Genomic DNA, 20,050 nt, shown 5'->3' on the forward strand with positions numbered 1-20,050 from the left:
AATTCGTGGCAAACTTTTTTTAATTGTATTTATATTTACGTATCCAAAAAATATACTGTGAAATCAAAATATATTCTACCTCTATTTCTTTTAGTTCAGATTATCTTTTTAAAAATTCTGCAATACTTCCCAGATTATGTTGAAGGTTTTTATAGCAACAATTTATTTGTTCGGATTTCACATTTTTTAAGAAGCGCTTTAGGCAAAATTCCATTTTCTGTTGGAGATTGCATTTATGCTTTATTAATTCTTTCTATTATTAGTTGGTTTTGGAGAATTAGAAAAACATGGAAAACTAATTGGAAAGATCATCTATTGAAAATCTTAGGCAAAATTTCTGTTTTTTATTTCCTCTTCCATCTGCTTTGGGCTTTCAATTATTATCGCGAACCGCTTTTCGAGAAAATGGAAATCAAAAGAGAATATTCTGATGCTGAACTTTTAGCTTTTACAAAAAGATTGATTGCAAAAACGAATGAAATTCAGTTTCAAATTACAAAAAATGACAGTTCAAAAGTAGTTTTTCCATATTCTCAAAAAGAATCATTTCAGATGATTTTAAATGGTTATGATAACTTGGCCAAGGAACATCCTTTTTTTAAATATGAAACTTTAAGTGTCAAAAAATCTTTATTCAGCGTTCCTCTTACGTATATGGGATTTGGAGGTTATTTGAATCCGTTTACAAATGAGGCTCAAGTAAATGATTTGCTACCAATGTATAATTTCCCAATAACAACTTCACACGAAATGGCGCATCAAATTGGTTTTGCCAGTGAAAATGAATGTAATTTCATCGGCGTTTTGGCTTCGGTTAAAAACGATAATCTGTATTATCAATATTCAGGATATAGCTTTGCTTTGCGTTATTGTCTTGGAATCTGGCAATTTAAAAACGAAAAAGTTTTTAACGAATTGAAGAAAACAGTTCATATCGGAATCTTAAAAAACTATCAGGAAAGTCAGGATTTCTGGAAAAAATATGACACCTTTATCGATAAAGGTTTTCATTTTTTATGGGATAATTTCTTAAAAACAAATAATCAAAAAGACGGAATGGAAAGTTACAGTAAGTTTATTGATTTGATGATAAACTATTATAAAACGAGAAAATTTTGATTCAACTGTAACAAAAATGATTTCATAACTACTAATACTTATATGAGCGAAAATCTAGAACAGTCATTTGTTGCGCAATTGCAGGCAAATCAGAATATAATCCACAAAATTTGTAGATTATATACTGCTGGCGAAGATGCTCATAAAGACTTGTTTCAGGAAATTACTATTCAGCTCTGGAAAGCTTATCCAAAATTTAGAGGCGACAGTAAATTTTCGACATGGACTTATCGTGTTGCTTTAAATACTGCAATTACCTTATACCGAAAAACCAAAAGAACTATATCGACAGTAGAATATGAAAGTCATCAGCATTTTGTAAAAGATGTTGATTACAATTATGAAGAGGAAGAACAAATTAAATTGATGTATAAAGCTGTTTATCAGCTCAACGACATCGAAAAAGCATTAGTTTTTATGTATTTAGAAGACAAAGATTATCAAGAAATAGCTGAAACCTTAGGAATCAGTGAAGTGAATGCGCGCGTGAAAATGAACAGAATTAAAGGGAAACTTAAAAAAATACTAAATCCTTAAAAATTATTATGAAAGAACTGGATTTATTAAAAAAAGACTGGAAAAAGAACTCGGATTCTTTTGAGCAAATTTCTGAAAAAGAAATCTACAAAATGATTCACAAAAAATCATCTTCCATTGTGAAGTGGATTTTGATTATCAGTATTTTGGAAGTATGCTTTTGGACTTTCTCAAATTTATTCATCAATACCGATGATTTATTGCAAAAAATGAATCATCCAGAGATTGTCCTAGCCATGGAAATACTTACCTATTTTAACTATGTAGTTGTTCTGGTTTTTATCGTTATTTTTTATAAAAACTATAAAACAATCTCAACTACCGTAGCGACAAAATCTCTCATGGGTGCGATTTTAAGAACTCGAAAAACAGTTCAGTATTATGTATGGTATAATCTTGGAATGCTAGTTTTAATAACTATTTTAAGCTACTTTATTGCTTTTGTTTACAATCCAGATATGGCCTTTTTTAGAGAACAACTTGCCGAAAGCGGGAAAACAATGTTTTTTACTGTCGGAATTTTATTTCTGATAATATTAGGAATATTGGGTTTATTCTGGTGTATTTACAGATTATTGTACGGAACTTTATTACGAAGATTGTATTCGAATTATAAAGAGTTGAAGAAAATTGATTTCTAATTTAAGATACTAAGGCTCTAAGGTGCTAAGATTCTAGGTTTTTTTTCAAACTTGAAACTTGAATCTCTAAAAAACTAAACTTCTTAGTATTCCCATTGTCTTAATCTGTTAAGTTCTTCTTGCGCTTTGATTTCTTCAGCTGGAATAACTTTTAAGAATGATGGATGTTGTTCGATTGCGTATTCTACTTTTTCAACAATTTCTTCGATTGTATCATTTTCATAATCAATATCAAGAGGTTCTTTGATGATAAAAGACTGTAGAATTCCTTTTTTCTTCATTCGTAAACCTTTTTTATCAAATGATCGGCGGAAACCGTCAATAACAATAGGAATTACAATTGGTTTATGCTGTTTGATAATATGTGCAGTTCCTTTACGAACAGGCTTAAAAGACTTTGTGGTTCCTTGCGGAAAAGTAATTACCCAACCGTCTTCAAGTGCAATTCTGATATTTTCAGTATCGTTTGGATTCACATCTCTTTTTTCAGTTACGTCAACACCTTTTGCTCGCCATGTTCTTTCAACTGTAATTGCTCCAACGTAAGCAAGAATTCTTGGCAACAAACCTGCTTGCATTGTTTCTTTTGCAGCGACATAATAAATATTCATTTTTGGTTGCCATAAATAACCAATGTTCTTAATAGTGTCTTGACGTCCGCTTAAACTTGCGTTAAAGACATGAAACATTGCCACAACATCAGCAAAATAAGTTTGATGGTTGGAAATAAACAGCACATTTGTATCAGGCAATGTTTTAATAATTTCAGATCCTTCAATCTGTAATTCATTAAATCCTCTGTATCTGCGGTGCGTCATGGCTCCCAAGACACGGATTAACCATTTCTTGATGAATAAAATATGTCCAAAAGGATTTCGTTTAAACAATCCCATAGCTGTTTAATGTATTTTTTTTGTTAGTTCGCAAACATACAAAAATTATTCTTTTAGCAATACTATAAAGCAATTTCGGAAATAAATCGTTATAATAATGAATATCAAATCGTTAATTTTTCATTTTTACGAATTTTCGCCTAAAACACTTTTCAGAACATCTCTCAGCTCACTTAATATCATCGCTGTCGCACCCCAAACAACGTGATTTTGAATACTAAAAGCCGGAACCAAGGCATTTATTGCATAAGAAGTTGACAATGTGGATTCAATAATAATTTCATCATTTAGAAAAACAGATAAAGGCAACTCAATAATATCCGCAACTTCCCGAATATCTGGATAAAATGAAAGCTCTTCTTTAGCAATTCCCATATAAGGATGCACTAAAAAATTACTTGGCGGAATGTACATTGGGGTAAAATGTTTTACAACTTCTATTTTTTCAGGAAGAACGCCAATTTCTTCATTGGTTTCCCTGAGAGCGGTATCTTTAAAATCAAAATCTGAAATTTCATATTTGCCACCCGGAAATGCAATTTGTGAAGAATGGACTCCATTGTAGGCATTTCGAACGATCAAAACTAAATGTGTTTCTCCATTTTTAGGATAAAACAACATCATAACAGCAGCAATCCTTGGGTTTTTAGCGCTTAAATCAAGATTTTTAAGCTCTTGCATACGTTCTTTGGGCGCCATTTTTATATGCGATGTCGTCGCTGGCAGTTCAACAGGAATTAAATTAGGAACATATTGCAAAAAATCTTGAAAATCCATATTCAAAGTTTATTTTTGTACTTTCAAATAAAATATAAATATACTCTAGAAAATGCGGTTCTACAAATTTTCTAAGACAAAGCCATAAATAATGTACAGTAGAGAAGAATCACAACGAATAAAAAGAGAATTTTGGGTAGCTTTTGCAGAAAAGTATCCGAGAAAATGGGTTCTTTATGATACAAAAATCAAAGACTTCTCTTTTAAGTTTTTTGTAGATAATAAAAAAGCACAAGTTTTAATTGACATCGAACATCGAAGTGACGAAAAACGAACTGCCTATTTTGAAAAGATTGAAGCGCTAAAAAATATTCTGGAAGAAGAATTTATTAAAGATTTGGTTTTCGAAAAAAACTATACGCTGGAAAGCGGCAAAATCATCAGCCGAATCTGGGTCGAGAAATTAGGAGTTGGTTTCAGCAATCGAAATAACTGGGATGCAATTTTTGATTTCTTCAACGAAAACATGCACGCTTTGGAAATGTTTTATTTGGAATATGATGAGTTTATTAAGGATATTGAAAACTAAGGTTCTAAAGATGATAAGGTTCTGAGGTTCTAAGCTACTAAGTTTTGAATTTATATAACAAACCCGACAGATTTTAAAAACCTGCCGGGTTTATTATTTAATTTAAGTTCAAAAAAACTTAGTCCCTCAGTATCTTAGAACCTTAGCACCTTAAAATTTAATTACACACTAAAAATATTATAAACAATAATATGGTCGTCGTAATTGATATAAAGCTGTTTACGAAAATCTTGTTTTTTTCGGGTAATAATTGAAAGTTTACATTCTTTCCCATCATTGTCTTTACACATGAAAGAATATACAATATCAGTGTCATTTTCCTCTCTTTCGATGTAATCCAAAATATTGAAAAGCTGAATTTCCTGAGAATAAACTACAATTCGGTGTTTATTAGTATCTAAAACAACACTCAAGTTCACCAAATCCAGGTTAGACCATTCGCCCCATTTTCCTTTTTGATTTTTCTCTAAAACACTAAAACCAGATGTCTTAAAATTATACGACTGACTTTGAGCTTCTTGCAGTCCAAAACCAAAAAACAATAGCAATATAGAGATGCGAATAAAATTCATGAAATATTTCTTACAGGTAATTAAAATTCAAATTTAGACTTTTCTTTGGATGCAGCATCAAATTCAGTCATCATTTGCTGCATAATTTGCTCAACAGGCAAGATTTCATGAATAAGTCCTGCAATTTGTCCAATTTCAAGCTCGCCTTCTTCAAGATCTCCTTCAAACATTCCTTTTTTTGCTCTGGCTCTTCCCAAAAGCTGAACTAATTCTTCTTTAGATGGACATTTCTCATATAAGGCCTGAATGTCATGATAAAATTTATTTTTTACCAATCGTACAGGAGCTAATTCTTTCAAAGTCAAATGAGTATCACCTTCTTTGATATTAACTATCGTTTCTTTAAAATTATTGTGGGCTGAAGATTCAAATGATGCTGCAAAACGGCTTCCTACCTGAACGCCATCAGCACCAAGAATCATCGCTGCTAACATTCCTCTTCCAGTTGCAATTCCACCCGCTGCGATAAGCGGAATTTGGATTTTTTCCCTCACCATCGGAATCAGCGTTAATGTTGTTGTTTCATCACGTCCGTTATGTCCGCCTGCTTCAAAACCTTCAGCTACAATAGCATCAACTCCAGCATCTTGAGCTTTTAAAGCAAAAGCACTGCTGCTCACCACATGAACAACCGTAATTCCTTTTTCTTTTAAAAATGAAGTCCATGTTTTAGGATTTCCAGCCGAAGTAAAAACAATTTTCACGCCTTCTTCCACCACTATATTCATGATTTCTTCAATATTAGGATATAACATCGGGATATTGACTCCAAAAGGTTTATCAGTTGCCTTTTTGCATTTTTGAATATGTTCTCTTAAAACTTCCGGATACATTGATCCAGCGCCAATAAGCCCTAAACCTCCAGAATTACTTACTGCAGAAGCTAATTTGTAACCGCTGTTCCAAATCATTCCACCTTGTATTATTGGGTATTTTATATTAAAAAGCTGCGTAATTTTATTCATGCAATATGCTGTTATTGTTTGATTATCTTTCCTGTTTTATGTAAACCATCAGCATCAAAAGTATAAAAATAAAGACCGCTGTTTAACGTTTCTACAGAAAGAAATGGGTTCTGATTTGTAATTTGTTTTTCAATTACTTTTTGGCCTAAAACCGAAAAAATCGCCACTGAAGCAGTGTAATTTTCCTCCGGAAAAGAAAACGAAATTATTGTTTTTGCAGGATTCGGAAATACCGAAAAAGTCGAATTTATGACAAAATCATTAATACCTAAATTAGCGCCAAAATTTGGAATTCCGTAACCGTAATTAAAATTTGGAGCCGTATAACGATCTGATGATTCTAAAATCATTTGCCTGATTTCTTTGTTTGTTTTGGTCGGAAATGCCTGCCAGAGACATGCAACCATTCCTGCCATAACCGGACACGAGAAAGATGTTCCGTTTGAAGTTCCAATATTTCCAGAAGCATCAGAAACTGCTGTTGCACTTCCCTGCGCCATAATATCAGGTTTTACCCGATTGTCAAAACTTGGCCCAATTGAGCTGAAATCAGATTTTACTTTTGCCGAATTGACTGAACCTACAGCAAGTACAGAAACTGCATCAGCGGGAGCACCAATATGTGGTTCTGGATTTTTCCCTTCATTTCCTGCCGAAGCCAATACAATAATTCCTTTATTGAAGGCAATTTCTGCTCCTCTTGAAATAAAAGCTGTACTACCATTCATGTCACTATATGTATGACTTTCGCCGGCTTTATCAAATTCAAAATAACCCAAAGAAGTTGTAATAATATCAACTCCAAGACTGTCCGCTCTTTCAGCTGCTTCAACCCAAAGCGATTCTTCAATCGGATTTTCTGAAGCATCATTTTCAGTTATAAACAAATAATAGGAAGCATCTGGTGCTGTACCAACTAAAGAATTTTCTTTATAGCCGCCCATCGTCGAAAGCACTAAAGTTCCGTGATCATCGCCGGTATAAAAATTGGTATTTCTATTAACGAAATCATATCCTCCTAGAATTCTGTTTTTTGTTTGAAGATTTTGAAAAGGCTGAGCAGTATTCACACCAGGAAAACCAGCATCTAAAACTGCAATAATTTTTCCTGATCCAGTATAATTTTGCTTATGTAAAGCCTGTCCATTAAGCATCTGGATTTGATTTGCAGAATTTCCATACGCATAATCAATAGTCGTTTTAAGCTTATTTTTTGTTTGAACGACATTATTTTCGTTAACCTTTTTTCCCGTATTCAGCGTTTTATTAGTAAAAACTACTTTGTCAACAAATGATAATGATTTTAGTGCCGAAACATTAGTTTGAGTTCCTCTTACATGAAGCGCATTCAGCCATTTTGATTTAACCAAAACGGTAATTCCTGTGCTCGTTTTTATTTGGGATATATAACTTTTTTCAACAGGAACATCGGTAATATCTAATGCAATATTCTGAGCTGTTCTTCGGGTTAAAGAACGCTGTGTTAGCATATCAGAAGGTTTGTCTAAAAAAGATTGCGAACTCGGTTTATCTTTAAAATAAACCCATGCATCTTCTTGCGAAAACATCGCGGAAGTAAAAAGCAATAAAAAAAATGCAAAACAGTATTTCATAGCCTACTTTTTAAAAGGGAAAATCCCTGTAAAAAAGTATAAAGCTAAGAAATTACTCCCGAACCAACTAATTCATTATCTAAATACCACGCAACAAACTGGCCTTCAGTAATAGCAGATTGAGGTTCATCAAAACGAACATACATTCCGTCTTCAAATTGATACAAAATAGCTTTTTGCAAAGGCTGACGATAACGAATTCTTGCCATTACTTCTTTTGTTTCACCTGATTTTAAAGCCATATCTTCTCGAACCCAGTGAATTTCAGAATTTCCAACAAATAAAGCTTTTTTAAATAAACCTGGATGATTACTAGATAAACCTGTATAAATAGTGTTTGTATCAACATCAGTCGCAATTACAAACAATGGATCTGTAGTTCCTCCTACATTCAAGCCTTTTCTTTGTCCGTTTGTAAAGTAATGAGCACCTTGATGTTTTCCAACCACTTTTCCCATTGTTGGAAGATATTCTAATTTTTTGGCTTCGATTTTCAGTTCTTCTTCCAATGATAAACCAGCTGGAATTTCATTCGTATAAATCGGATCATTTTTATCAATCTGAACGATTTTGCCTTCTTTTGGCTGTAATTTCTGTTGCAAAAATTCCGGCAAACGAACTTTTCCTATAAAGCATAATCCTTGTGAATCTTTCTTTTCAGCGGTTACCAATTCCATTTCAGCAGCAATTTCTCTTACTTCTGGTTTAGTCAAAGCACCAATTGGAAACAACGCTTTTGACAATTGCTCTTGCGATAACTGACATAAAAAATACGATTGATCTTTATTAATGTCATTTCCGGCAATTAATTGATAAACAGGTTTTCCATCAACTTCAATTTCATTTTTTTGACAATAATGTCCAGTTGCTACATAATCAGCACCAAGACTTAAGGCAATTTTCATGAAAACATCAAATTTGATTTCGCGGTTACAAAGCACGTCAGGATTTGGAGTTCTTCCTTTTTCGTATTCATTGAACATATAATCAACGATTTTTTCTTTGTATTCCTCGCTCAAATCGACAGTCTGAAACGGTATTCCAAGTTTTTCTGCTACTAATAAAGCATCATTACTATCTTCTAACCAAGGACATTCGTTAGAAATAGTAACCGAATCATCATGCCAGTTTTTCATAAAAAGGCCAATAACTTCGTATCCTTGTTGCTGCAATAAGTAAGCGGCAACACTAGAATCTACTCCACCAGAAAGTCCAACAACTACACGTTTCATTCTAAATCGTTTATATTTTTACAAGGGTGCAAAGATAAGCCAAATAATAGAAAATTATAGTCGTTTTGATTAGTTTATATAATCCCGCAGTAGACAAAACCTATCGTTTTTTTTAATTACTTTTAATAATCAATAAAAAATGTTATGCAAAAAATTGTTTACAGCTTAATTTTTCTCCTTTTGACAGCATCATTGAGTGCTCAGCGATTCCGTGCTTCGTTACCAGATTATGAATCTTATAAAGCTTTTAAAGGTAAACCACTATCTGATAAATTCTCCAATATTGAGTCTGTTAAAATTGTTTACGATTTGAGGCAGAAAAAAATGTACTATTTCAACAGCCAACTTATTTCGCATCATTATCAATTTGCAACTGAGTATCTGGGTTATGACAAAGATATCGACGTTTTTAATAGTGAAAATTACAGCGATAGTGAAAAAGACAGAGACTATTTACTTGGGAATTTAAATCATATTAAAGGAACAGAAAAATGGATTTTTGAGCTTGCTGCTTCAGATCATATGAAAGTCTCTCAAATCGAATGGTTTTATAATCAGGTAAAAAATAGTTCTTTTATTGGCAACAATCTTAAATTTTATCTGAATGATCCTGAGAAAATAGCCTTATTTCAAGAAGGAAAATTTAAAATTCCTTGTGTAAAATCAGATTATATTTTTAACGAAATTACCTATCAGCAAGTTGCCGGCGGATCAGCAATTGGAATTCTCAAGCAATACAAAATAAAGGATTTAGAGAAAATAAAACCCAATCCGGATGAAATTATTATCCTTGACGGAACTCCAAACATATTGCCAGAAGCGAAAGGCATAATTGTAAACGAACTTCAAACTCCATTGAGTCATTTAGTGCTTTTGGGCAAAAACCGAAAAATCCCCATAATGGCTTATAAAAATATTGATAAAGACAATAATATCAAAAGATTACTTTCTAAAAAAGTCGAATTCAAAACTGAAATTGATACTTTTTATTTGAAAGAAACAACAAAGAAAATCACTCAAAAAAATGCTTCAAAAAAGAAAATACTAACTCTAGACAATTCTGTAACTGAAATAATTGACCTCTCTTCTATCCCCAAAAAAGGAGTAAATTATATTGGTTCTAAAGCACAAAACATGGCATATTTAATTGCTATTTCAAAAGATACGCCTTTTAAAACTCCTGAAAATGCTCATGCCATTCCTTTTTATTATTATACAAAACATATTCAGAAACCTTCTATTTCTGTTTTAATAACTGAGTTGCTGAACTATCCAAAAAAGGATTCAACTGCCTGGATAAATAAAAAACTAAAAGAAATTCGGGAAGCTATCAAAACAGAAAAAATTGATCCGGAACTGATTGCAAAACTAAATCAGACTTTTAAAAATGCTTCTTTTAAAAACTTCAGATTCAGATCATCAACAAATGCCGAAGATTTAGATGATTTTAATGGCGCCGGATTGTATGATTCTAAAACGGGAATTTTGGGCGACAGTATAAAAAGTTTCGAAAAAGCAATCAAACAAGTTTGGGCAAGTGTATGGAATGAAGCTTCTTATAATGAAAGGGAACTTTTTGGAATCGATCAACAACAAATTGCAATGGGAGTTTTAGTGCATCGTTCTTTTCCTGAGGAAATTGCCAATGGAGTTGTAATCACAAAAAATATATTCCGAAGAAACTTTCCCGGATTTACGGTCAATGTTCAAAAGGGAGAAAATTCAGTTGTAAAACCTGAAAAAGGAGAAGTTTGCGAACAATTTACTGCTTATCATATCAACGAAGGAAACGATGATGAAGATTTTGAAATTGATTATACCTCAAATTCAAATTTAAATAATAACGAGCCATTACTAACACGAAAAGAGATGAACCGGCTTTATACTGTCAGCAAAACAATTGAATCTAAAATGTATCGATATTGGCGCAAAAACCAATTTCATCCTGTAGATATTGAGTTTAAAATTGTGGGCGAAAACAGGGATTTATACATCAAACAAGTTCGGCCTTTTAATGAATAATCAATAAAAAACTTGTAGATCGATTTCGTTTGTAATCGTATTTACGAGTATTATTTTGAATTCAAAATCAGAGATTTGGATCTTTTCTTCAATCGCTTTTCTTATGTTTCCATTATTCAATGAAAAATTGCTTTCAACCGAAATTTTCAAATCGACTGTGTTCAAATATTTTGAAACTTTTCTGTTGACAATAAGTGAAGCCGCAATATAAAATCCAATAATGATCAACTGAAAAAACAAAAGAACTTCGATTTTTTCATACGGATACATTATGTCTAAAATTGAAAGTGTGATTGTTGCAAAAAGAAAAATGATTGCATTTACAGTAAAAGACTGTGTTCGAAATCGTAGAATGGAAAAAATAGCAAAAAGACCAAATCCAATTCCAACGCCAATTTCAATTTTGGTAAACAGATAACAAAGCGAAAAAGTACACAACCCAACAATGACCATCAATGGATTTATGGTTTCGTTATCTTTTCTATTTGAGAAAAAATACAAAACCAAAATTGAAAAAAACAATAATAAAAATCGGCCAATGAGTTCGTTTAAATTCATTTTCAAAAAAGTGTTAGTCAATCAAATTTAAAAAAAGTTTGCCACGAATTCACGAATTTTTTTATTCTAAATTAATTCGTGAATTCGTGGCAAAAAAAAATTTCTTTCCAGCAGTTTAATTTATTCCATTTTAGGCTTAGAATCGGCCTGGTAATTGCTTTTTGGGTCGCTCATATTAACTTCTTTGATTAATTTTCCTTTTAAGTAAAACTGCCATCTTCCGACTTTTTTTCCATTCAGAAATTTCCCTTTAGAAGCCATTACGCCATCCGAATCATAAAAAATTGCATCGCCGTTATATAAATTATCTTTAAAAATTGATTGCTCTAAAAGAATCGCATTTTGCCCATATTTTTTATAGATCCCTTCTTTTAAACCATTCTTATATGTCATTTCTTCAGCAATTTTCGCATCTGGATAATATACAGAACGTGTTCCTTCAAGCTTTCCATTTTTGTAATTTTCAAGTGTCATCACAACCTTTGATGCTTTGTGGTAATATTTCCATTCGCCTTCACGCGATTTTCCAATTTCTTTTCCCTCGCTTACTTTGTTCTTGTTTTGATCGTAAAAAATCGTGTACGAACTTCCGTCATTTGCAGTAAAATCACGACTTGCAATTACGTCACCTTTTTTAGTGTCATCAAAAAACTTAAAAATTCCGGTTTCTTTTCCGTGATCAAAAGTTCCTTCATAACGAGGACGTTTAGAGATTTCGTAAGTTCCTTTCCAAACCCCATCCTTTTTTCCGTTAGAATCAACCTTATTATAATCCTGAGAAAAAGCTACACTACTTATTAAAAATAATATCCAAAATTTTTTCATAATTCGTTTTTCTTTATAACAACAAATATTCAGTTTTAGTATTGCAAAAGTATAACCAATTTTACTTTTATCCTGATTTTTAAAGTCTCAAAATTTATTTTAAATATTGTTTACTTTTTCTTTGGTTAATTAAAAACACAAAAACTACACAATAGCAAAAAACACAACCAAAATACTAATAATCAACATTTTAAACATTTAAACAAAAGAGTTAAATCTTTATTAAATTTAATATTTGTTTAATATTTTATAAAAATTGTTAAACAAAATTTATAACTTAGCCAGACAAACGAAAAAAAACAATATTATGAAAACAATTAAAATTAAATTAATTGCTTTTTTAGCGTTAATTACTTTCGTCACTATTTCCTGCAACAATGATGACGATTCTAGTCAGACTCCCCAAACAATTGTATCAATTGCGCAAGCAAATCCAAATTTAAGCTCTTTAACTGCTGCCTTACAAAAAGCAGATTTAGTCACAACATTAAAATCTTCTGGTTCCTTCACTGTTTTTGCCCCAACAAATGCGGCCTTTAGTGCTTTTTTAACTGCAAACGGTTATGCAGATCTCAATGCCGTACCTGTTCCTATACTTAAGGAAATATTATTAAATCACGTTTTAAGTACTAAAGTAAAATCAACCGAAATTGCAACAGGTTATGTAAAAACTTTAGCCAAAGGAGGTTCTTCAACCACAAACAACATAAGCATGTATCTCGAAAAAAATTCTGGTGTTGATATTAATGGTGGAAAAACAAATGGCGGAGCAACGGTGACTATTACTGATATCCCTGCTTCTAATGGTATTATTCATGTTGTAGATGGCGTAATAGGCCTGCCAACTATTGTAAATCATGCAATTGCCAATAAAAATTTCACCACTCTTGTAGCGGCTTTAACTTACAATCCATCGTCAGGATTTGCCGGAATTTTATCAGGAACTGCTAGTTCGCCTTTCACTGTTTTTGCTCCAACTAATACTGCTTTTTCGAGTTTTTTAACTGAAACTGGATATTCAGGACTTGCTGCCATTCCTGCTAATGTTTTAGAAACAACCCTAAAATATCATGTGGTTACCGGTGCAAATGTATTATCAAGTTCTTTGACAAACGGACAAGTCGTAAGCACTTTTGCTGGTCAGAATTTTACGATTGGATTAACTGGCGGAGCAAAAATTACTGATGCAAACAACAGAGTCAGTAATATTATAGCTACTGATGTACAATGTTCAAATGGAGTTATCCATGTAATTGATAAAGTCCTATTGCCTAAATTTTAACCACAAAAAAACCGTCTCGTTAAAAAAACGAGACGGTTTTTCTATATAATAAATAAAATTATTTCTTTTTATTCTGAGCTTTTGCTGCTTCTTGCTGTTCCATAACTTCTTGAAGACGTTGCTGGAATTTGCTAGGCTTTTTAGGCTCTTTTTGTTTATTTTCCTGAATTTGAGCGTGAATTTTATTACTGTCCACGATATAATTCTTAATCACAAACATAATTCCAATTGTAATTAAGTTTGAAATAAAATTATACAAACTCAAACCAGCACCGTAATTATTGAAGAAAAGCAACATCATTAATGGCGAAACATAAATCATGATTTTCATCATCTTCGCCATATCCGGCATTCCTTCCTGTTGAGGAGCTGCCATTTGCTGATCTCCAGAAGTCATTTTCATATAGAAGAAAATTGCAACCGCAGCTAAGATTGGGAATAAACTAATATGATCTCCATAAACTGGAATTGTAAATGGTAATTTTACAACAGCATCAAATGATGATAAATCGTCTGCCCAAAGGAAACCTTTTTGTCTCAACTCAAAAGCTGCCGGGAAAAACTGGAACGATGCATACATAAAAGGAAGCTGAATCAATGCCGGAATACATCCTGCCATTGGGTTTACTCCTGCTTTGTTGTACAGTTTCATTGTTTCCTGTTGTTTTTTCATTGGGTCTTTTTTGTATTTTTCTCCCAACTCTGTAATATCAGGTCTTAAAACTTTCATTTTAGCCTGAGACAAGAATGACTTATAAGTAATTGGCGACATTGCCAATTTGATGATAATGGTAAAAATGATAATCGCAATACCTAATGACAATCCGATTGTTGAACTTAAGAATCCAAACAAAGGAATAAAGATCCATTTGTTGATCCATCCAAAAATTCCCCATCCTAACGGAATAATTTTTTCGAAATTTTTGTCGTAAGCTTTTAATGTTTTATAATCTGCCGGACCAAAATACAAACTCATTTTATAGTCAACTTCTCCATTTGAGAATGCTAAAGGCAAATTAGCTCTGAATTGTTTTGTAAAAACAGTATCAATTTTTTCGTCTTTAACCAAGTTATCTGATTGTAGTTTTGAAGTTTCAAAAGGCTTTTCAGTTGCTAAAATTGTCGTGAAGAAATGCTGTTTAAAAGCAACAAAGCTAACTTTTTCAGGAGTTTCCTCTTTTCCTTGTCCTGTAGAATTTACATTACTGTATTTTGATTCTTCGTATTTGTAATCAATCTGAGAAAAACGGTTCTCATACGAAATACTTTTTTCGTTTCTGTATGTTCTTAAATCCCATTGTAAATCCAATGGTTTAGAAGAATTTAAAACTTTATTCAATCCTTGAGAACGAACGTCAAAACCAACTAAATAATCATTTGGTTTTAAAACATATTTGTACTCTAAAAATTCATTAGCACCTGCTTTCAAACGCATTGACAAAACCTGATCTTGACCAACTTTTTCTAATGTTGGCTCAAAATACAAATCTTTAGAATTTAAAGTTCTGTTGTCAGCAGTCTGTAACTGAATATTTAAGTTTGAATTGTTGTCCTTAATTAACTCAACTAATTGTTTTGAACCTTTTTTAAATTTTTCGAATTCTTTTAAAGTTGCTTCAACAATATAACCACCCTTATTAGCAATTTTTAATTTAATCTTTTCGTTTTCGATTGTTGTAAAAGATTCTTTTGCAGAAGGAAGCGTTGCAGAATAAGCAAAACCACCTAAAGTTTTTTGCAATTGCGCTAATTGAACAGTATCACCAGGTGTTGCAGCCGTTACTGGTGCAACAACAGTTTTAGCTTTATCAGCTTTTGCCTGAGCTTCTTGTTTAGCAACTAATTCTTTCTTGGCTTTTTCAGCAGCAATTTCCTTCTCAGAAGGTTGATTTTGGTACATAATCCAAATCAAAATTCCAAATATCAATACAAAACCAATGATTGAATTAAGGTCTAATTTTTTTTCTTCCATTATTAATTAAAAAAGTTATTCGTTTGAGGCTATTAGTATTCGTTTAATTTAAAAGTTACAGTCTCTTAGAATATAATTATTATTTTTTATGCGCATTTACAGCAGCTGCCACAAAGTTTACAAAAATAGGGTGCGGATTTGCAACTGTACTTTTATATTCCGGATGGTATTGTACACCAATGAAGAACGGGTGATTTTCAAGCTCTACGATTTCTACTAAACCTGTATCAGGATTAACTCCAGAAGCTTTTAAACCAGCCTTTTGTAATTCATCAGCATATTTATTGTTGTACTCATAACGGTGACGGTGACGTTCAGAAATTGTTTTCTGTCCGTAAATTTTATGTGCCAAAGTGTTTGGTTTGATATCACATTTCCAAGCACCAAGACGCATTGTTCCTCCTTTATCAGTAATTGTTTTTTGTTCTTCCATTAAATTCACAACCGGATGAGGTGTTTTATCGTTCATCTCTGTAGAATTCGCTTCTGCGTAACCTAAAATATTTCTAGAATATTCGATAACAGACATCTGCATTCCTAAACAAATTCCAAAGAAAGGAATATTGTTTTCACGAACATAACGAACTGCTTCAATTTTTCCTTCAATACCTCTTTCTCCAAAACCTGGAGCAACTAAAACTCCATCAAGAGTTCCTAATTTTTCTTCAACATTATCAGCATTGATATGCTCTGAATGGATAGAAATTACATTTACTTTAGTTTCATTTGCTGCACCTGCGTGAATAAATGCTTCTAAAATTGATTTGTAACAATCCTGCATTTCTACATATTTTCCAACTAAACCAATGTTAACGGTATGTTTTGGACTTTTTAATCTACGTAAGAAAGTATTCCAGTTTTTAAGATCCGGAGATGCTTTTTTAGGCAAATCTAATTTCTTTAAAGCTACAACATCTAATCCTTCTTCAAGCATTAAATTTGGAACTTCATATATTGTTGAAGCATCAATCGATTGGATAACTGCTTCTTTTTTAACATTACAAAACAAAGCTAGTTTTTGACGTAATTCCTGAGATAATTCATGTTCAGTTCTACAAACCAAAATATCAGCTTTGATACCACTTTCCATCAAAGTTTTAACAGAGTGTTGTGTTGGTTTTGTTTTCAACTCACCCGCCGCAGCTAAATAAGGAACCAATGTCAAATGGATAACAATTCCATTATTTTCACCTAATTCCCAAACTAATTGACGAACAGATTCTATATAAGGTAATGATTCAATATCACCAACAGTTCCTCCAATTTCAGTAATTACAATATCATAATCGCCAGATTTACCCAGCAATTGCATTCTGTCTTTGATTTCGTTAGTGATATGAGGAACAACCTGAACTGTTTTTCCTAAAAATTCCCCTCTTCTTTCTTTTTCAATAACCGAAAGATAAACTCTTCCTGTAGTAACATTATTAGCCTGAGAAGTAGGAACGTTCAAAAAACGCTCATAGTGCCCTAAGTCTAAGTCAGTCTCAGCTCCATCATCTGTCACGTAACATTCTCCGTGCTCATATGGGTTTAGTGTCCCCGGGTCAACGTTAATGTACGGATCAAATTTCTGAATAGTTGTGCGGTATCCTCTTCCTTGTAACAATTTTGCCAAAGATGCCGCAATAATACCTTTTCCTAATGAAGAGGTCACACCTCCTGTAACAAAAATATATTTTGTTTGATTCATTCTGTTGTTGTTTGTAAGTAGTTGTGTAAAAAACTTGGCAAAAGTACAAATTTAATTAGACAATTTATCAAATAGAGAATGAGATAATTTTGTAAATTTTTAAACAAATCGATTAGTTGTTTCTGTAATCGATAATTTTAAGTTTTAATTGGGAATATTTTTGAAGAATGTCCTTATTTCTGAATTTAAAATATTTAGAAAAGGCTTTAAAATAAAGAAGTATATTGATGAATGTTACTATAAGGCAGTTTTTAAAGCAAAAAAAAATATTATAATTTAAAAAACACTGACTTGTACACATTTATAAATTCAGGCTTGAATTCTGTGGTATCACTTTGTTTTTGGAAATTATAATATTTTTGTATTTCAAACTTAAATAAAAAAAATTAAACCACAAAGGATTTTTCCTACTATTTAATCGGTTTTGGATATTGTTTCTTAATATTTCGTATTAATTCTTCTAATCCGTTTAGTTTTAATTCATAAATAAGCTGCAATTGCTGCCCTAATTCTCCTTTTGGAAAACCTTTATTATAATACCAAACGATATAATATTCGGGTAAATCAATTAAAAAACGTCCTTCGTATTTCCCGAAAGGCATTTTGGTATGAGCTAATTTTATAAGAAGTTTTTTGTCTTGTTCCATTTTTTTTAGAGAAGAAAGAAGCTAGAACAAAGAAAATAGATTATTCCGCTTAATTTAATTGTACACAAAACTATCACTTATTTTTCTTTTGCCACAGATTAAAAGGATTTAAAAGATTTCGCCACGAATTCACAAATTATATTTAAATAAATTCGTGAATTAGTGGCGAATATAAAATCTTAGTCCCGATAGCCATCGGGATAGTCCCTTAGAGCCTTAGCATCTTAATAATGCCATCTCACAAAAGCTTCCATTGCTGCATAAGTTGCTAAACCTAATTGCTGATATAAAGCTGCTGTTTCGCTATTTCTGTCTTCGGCTCTTTGCCAAAACTCTCTGGCATCAGTTCCTTGGAAAACAACGCCATCTTTTTGAGATTGATGTTTGAAAATTCCGTGACGTTTTGCTAAAACCTGATCTGGACTCATTGGAACCGCCATTTCAACTTCGTCAATTCCCCATTCCTGCCAAGCTCCACGGTATAACCATAACCAGCAATCATCCATAAATGATTTTGGTTTTAGAACTTTTACAGCTTCAAAAATAGCGTCCAGACAAACTTTGTGCGTTCCGTGTGGATCTGCTAAATCTCCTGCAGCATAAATTTGATGCGGTTTGATTTTTTCAATTAAATCAACTGTCAACTGAATATCTTCTGGCCCAATTGGTTTTTTCTCAATTGTTCCCGTTTCATAGAAAGGCAATTCCATGAAATGAATTTGACTATCTGGCAAACCAACAAAATGACTTGTCGCTCTCGCCTCTCCTTTTCTGATCAATCCTTTAATATAACGGACTTCTGGAATATCAATTTCGCTGTTCTTTTTATTTTCTAAAAAGGTGTGTGCTTTTTGGTAAATGTTGTCAGCCTCAGCGCTTTTAATTCCGAATTTCTCGTTGTAATCGATCACGAATCTTGCAAAACGCAACGCTTCATCATCCGCGACAGCGATATTTCCTGAAGTTTGGTACGCCACATGCACTTCATGTCCCTGCTCCTGCAAACGCATGAAAGTTCCTCCCATACTGATAATATCATCATCTGGATGCGGGCTGAAAATCAATACACGTTTTTTAGCTGGCTCTGCTCTTTCAGGACGATTTGTATCGTCTGCATTTGGTTTTCCGCCTGGCCAACCTGTGATTGTATTTTGAAGCTTATTGAAAATTTTAATATTAGTATCGTACGCCGGACCAGAATCTGCTAATAAATCGCTCATTCCGTTTTCGATGTAATCAGCGTCCGTAAGCTTTAAAATTGGTTTTTTAAGATCTAAAGCTAATCCTAAAACCGCTTTACGAGTTAATTTGTCTGTCCAAACAATTTTTTCAACCAACCAAGGCTTATTAATTCTGGTTAATTTTGAAGAAGCTTCTTTATCCAAAATAAAAACAGCATTATCATGTTCCTGCAAAAACGAAGCTGGAACTCGGTTTGTAACTTCATCTTCAACAGATCTTTTTACAATATTTGCTTTTCCTTCTCCCCAAGCCAATAAAATTACTCTTTTGGCTTCCATGATTTTTTTCACTCCAAGTGTGATTGCTGTTCTTGGCGTATTATTTAATCCGAAGAAATCCTTGCTTGCTGCAACTCTTGTTATATGATCTAAGGCTACTAAACGTGTTTTTGAGTTTTGAAGTGAACCTGATTCGTTAAAACCAATATGTCCGTTTCCTCCAATTCCAAGAATCTGCAAATCGATTCCGCCTAAAGCTTCGATTTTAGCTTCATATTCATGACAATAATCGGCAATTTGTTCTTTTGTTAAAAGTCCGTCTGGAACATGAGCATTTTCAGGTAAAATATCGACATGATCAAACAGCAATTCTTTCATAAAACGAACATAACTGTTGATTGAGTTTGGTTCCATTGGATAATATTCATCCAAATTAAAACTGATTACGTTTTTAAAACTCAAACCTTCTTCTTTATGCAAGCGAACTAATTCAGCATAAAGTCCTTTTGGAGAAGAACCTGTTGCAAGTCCTAAAATGCAAGGTTGATTTTCTTTTTGTTTTGACTGAATTAAAGCTGCAATTTCCTGAGCAACTGCTTTTGAGGCTTCTGAAGAATTTTCAAAAACAACCGTGTTGATGTTTTCGAATCGTTTTTCGAATCCCGTTGCCTTGTCGATTTTACTTTTTAACATGATATAGTTTTTTTTAATTT

Annotated in this window: 18 protein-coding genes; 6 read left to right on the plus strand and 12 right to left on the minus strand. The window is 32.6% G+C overall.

The genetic code is table 11. The annotated features are described in order from the left end of the window. The first annotated feature begins 57 nt into the window (after nucleotides 1–57). Genes ACNFIH_RS05645 through ACNFIH_RS05655 form a run of 3 tightly spaced genes read left to right on the plus strand, consistent with a single transcriptional unit; the run spans nucleotide 58 to nucleotide 2,297 of the window. The gene (locus ACNFIH_RS05645; protein WP_426485843.1) at nucleotides 58–1,119 is read left to right on the plus strand and encodes a DUF3810 domain-containing protein; all 1,062 of its coding nucleotides are present in this window, start codon (nucleotides 58–60) and stop codon (nucleotides 1,117–1,119) included. Between the two features lie 42 nt (nucleotides 1,120–1,161). Continuing rightward, the gene (locus ACNFIH_RS05650) at nucleotides 1,162–1,656 is read left to right on the plus strand and encodes an RNA polymerase sigma factor (protein WP_059118031.1); all 495 of its coding nucleotides are present in this window, start codon (nucleotides 1,162–1,164) and stop codon (nucleotides 1,654–1,656) included. A gap of 8 nt (nucleotides 1,657–1,664) precedes the next feature. Next, nucleotides 1,665–2,297: a hypothetical protein gene (locus tag ACNFIH_RS05655; protein WP_142449575.1), complete on the plus strand. Its 633-nt coding sequence runs from the start codon at nucleotides 1,665–1,667 to the stop codon at nucleotides 2,295–2,297. Nucleotides 2,298–2,380: 83 nt separating this feature from the next. Here the strand turns inward: ACNFIH_RS05655 and ACNFIH_RS05660 are convergent, their stop codons facing one another. After that, a complete protein-coding gene (locus ACNFIH_RS05660) occupies nucleotides 2,381–3,190 on the minus strand; it encodes a lysophospholipid acyltransferase family protein (protein WP_426485844.1) in 810 nt (269 codons plus the stop codon). Nucleotides 3,191–3,316: 126 nt separating this feature from the next. After that, entirely contained in the window at nucleotides 3,317–3,967 is a 651-nt protein-coding gene (locus ACNFIH_RS05665) for an NUDIX hydrolase (RefSeq protein WP_426485845.1), read from the minus strand. A 91-nt stretch (nucleotides 3,968–4,058) separates the two neighbouring features. On the opposite strand from ACNFIH_RS05665, the gene ACNFIH_RS05670 reads away from it, so the two are divergent. Then, the gene (locus tag ACNFIH_RS05670) at nucleotides 4,059–4,496 is read left to right on the plus strand and encodes a DUF4268 domain-containing protein (protein WP_426485846.1); all 438 of its coding nucleotides are present in this window, start codon (nucleotides 4,059–4,061) and stop codon (nucleotides 4,494–4,496) included. A 161-nt stretch (nucleotides 4,497–4,657) separates the two neighbouring features. On the opposite strand, the gene ACNFIH_RS05675 is transcribed toward ACNFIH_RS05670, so the two are convergent. The 4 genes from ACNFIH_RS05675 to mnmA are packed head-to-tail and all read right to left on the minus strand — an operon-like array spanning nucleotide 4,658 to nucleotide 8,878. Beyond that, the gene (locus tag ACNFIH_RS05675) at nucleotides 4,658–5,068 is read right to left on the minus strand and encodes a hypothetical protein (protein ID WP_035648834.1); all 411 of its coding nucleotides are present in this window, start codon (nucleotides 5,066–5,068) and stop codon (nucleotides 4,658–4,660) included. A 20-nt stretch (nucleotides 5,069–5,088) separates the two neighbouring features. Continuing rightward, nucleotides 5,089–6,033 (minus strand): NAD(P)H-dependent flavin oxidoreductase, encoded by a 945-nt coding sequence (locus ACNFIH_RS05680; protein WP_426485847.1) that lies wholly within the window; start codon nucleotides 6,031–6,033, stop codon nucleotides 5,089–5,091. Nucleotides 6,034–6,044: 11 nt separating this feature from the next. After that, a complete protein-coding gene (locus ACNFIH_RS05685; protein WP_426485848.1) occupies nucleotides 6,045–7,646 on the minus strand; it encodes a S8 family serine peptidase in 1,602 nt (533 codons plus the stop codon). Nucleotides 7,647–7,690: 44 nt separating this feature from the next. After that, on the minus strand, nucleotides 7,691–8,878 hold the full coding sequence (gene mnmA, locus ACNFIH_RS05690) for a tRNA 2-thiouridine(34) synthase MnmA (protein WP_426485849.1): 1,188 nt from the start codon (nucleotides 8,876–8,878) through the stop codon (nucleotides 7,691–7,693). A 144-nt stretch (nucleotides 8,879–9,022) separates the two neighbouring features. Here mnmA and ACNFIH_RS05695 point away from each other — a divergent pair, with 144 nt between their 5' ends. Next, entirely contained in the window at nucleotides 9,023–10,900 is a 1,878-nt protein-coding gene (locus ACNFIH_RS05695; protein WP_426485850.1) for a PEP/pyruvate-binding domain-containing protein, read from the plus strand. Here ACNFIH_RS05695 and ACNFIH_RS05700 read toward each other — a convergent pair whose 3' ends face one another. Both ACNFIH_RS05700 and ACNFIH_RS05705 read right to left on the minus strand, forming a co-directional pair. Next, the gene (locus ACNFIH_RS05700) at nucleotides 10,901–11,458 is read right to left on the minus strand and encodes a DUF4956 domain-containing protein (protein ID WP_426485851.1); all 558 of its coding nucleotides are present in this window, start codon (nucleotides 11,456–11,458) and stop codon (nucleotides 10,901–10,903) included. A gap of 120 nt (nucleotides 11,459–11,578) precedes the next feature. Next, a complete protein-coding gene (locus tag ACNFIH_RS05705) occupies nucleotides 11,579–12,283 on the minus strand; it encodes a toxin-antitoxin system YwqK family antitoxin (protein ID WP_426485852.1) in 705 nt (234 codons plus the stop codon). 307 nt (nucleotides 12,284–12,590) lie between these two features. On the opposite strand from ACNFIH_RS05705, the gene ACNFIH_RS05710 reads away from it, so the two are divergent. Further along, complete coding sequence (locus ACNFIH_RS05710) at nucleotides 12,591–13,565, plus strand: fasciclin domain-containing protein (protein WP_426485853.1); 975 nt, start codon at nucleotides 12,591–12,593, stop codon at nucleotides 13,563–13,565. 58 nt (nucleotides 13,566–13,623) lie between these two features. Here the strand turns inward: ACNFIH_RS05710 and yidC are convergent, their stop codons facing one another. From yidC to nagB, 4 genes are all read right to left on the minus strand, one after another. Continuing rightward, nucleotides 13,624–15,537 (minus strand): membrane protein insertase YidC, encoded by a 1,914-nt coding sequence (yidC, locus tag ACNFIH_RS05715; RefSeq protein WP_426485854.1) that lies wholly within the window; start codon nucleotides 15,535–15,537, stop codon nucleotides 13,624–13,626. Between the two features lie 79 nt (nucleotides 15,538–15,616). Further along, nucleotides 15,617–17,230, minus strand: a complete 1,614-nt coding sequence (locus tag ACNFIH_RS05720) for a CTP synthase (protein WP_035648853.1) — start codon at nucleotides 17,228–17,230, stop codon at nucleotides 15,617–15,619. Between the two features lie 410 nt (nucleotides 17,231–17,640). After that, a complete protein-coding gene (locus tag ACNFIH_RS05725; RefSeq protein ID WP_426485855.1) occupies nucleotides 17,641–17,877 on the minus strand; it encodes a DUF3820 family protein in 237 nt (78 codons plus the stop codon). A 224-nt stretch (nucleotides 17,878–18,101) separates the two neighbouring features. Continuing rightward, a complete protein-coding gene (gene nagB / locus ACNFIH_RS05730) occupies nucleotides 18,102–20,030 on the minus strand; it encodes a glucosamine-6-phosphate deaminase (RefSeq protein WP_035648869.1) in 1,929 nt (642 codons plus the stop codon). Between the last annotated feature and the right edge of the window lie 20 nt (nucleotides 20,031–20,050).

This window comes from Flavobacterium sp. 2 (assembly GCF_049949195.1).
Lineage (GTDB): Bacteria > Bacteroidota > Bacteroidia > Flavobacteriales > Flavobacteriaceae > Flavobacterium.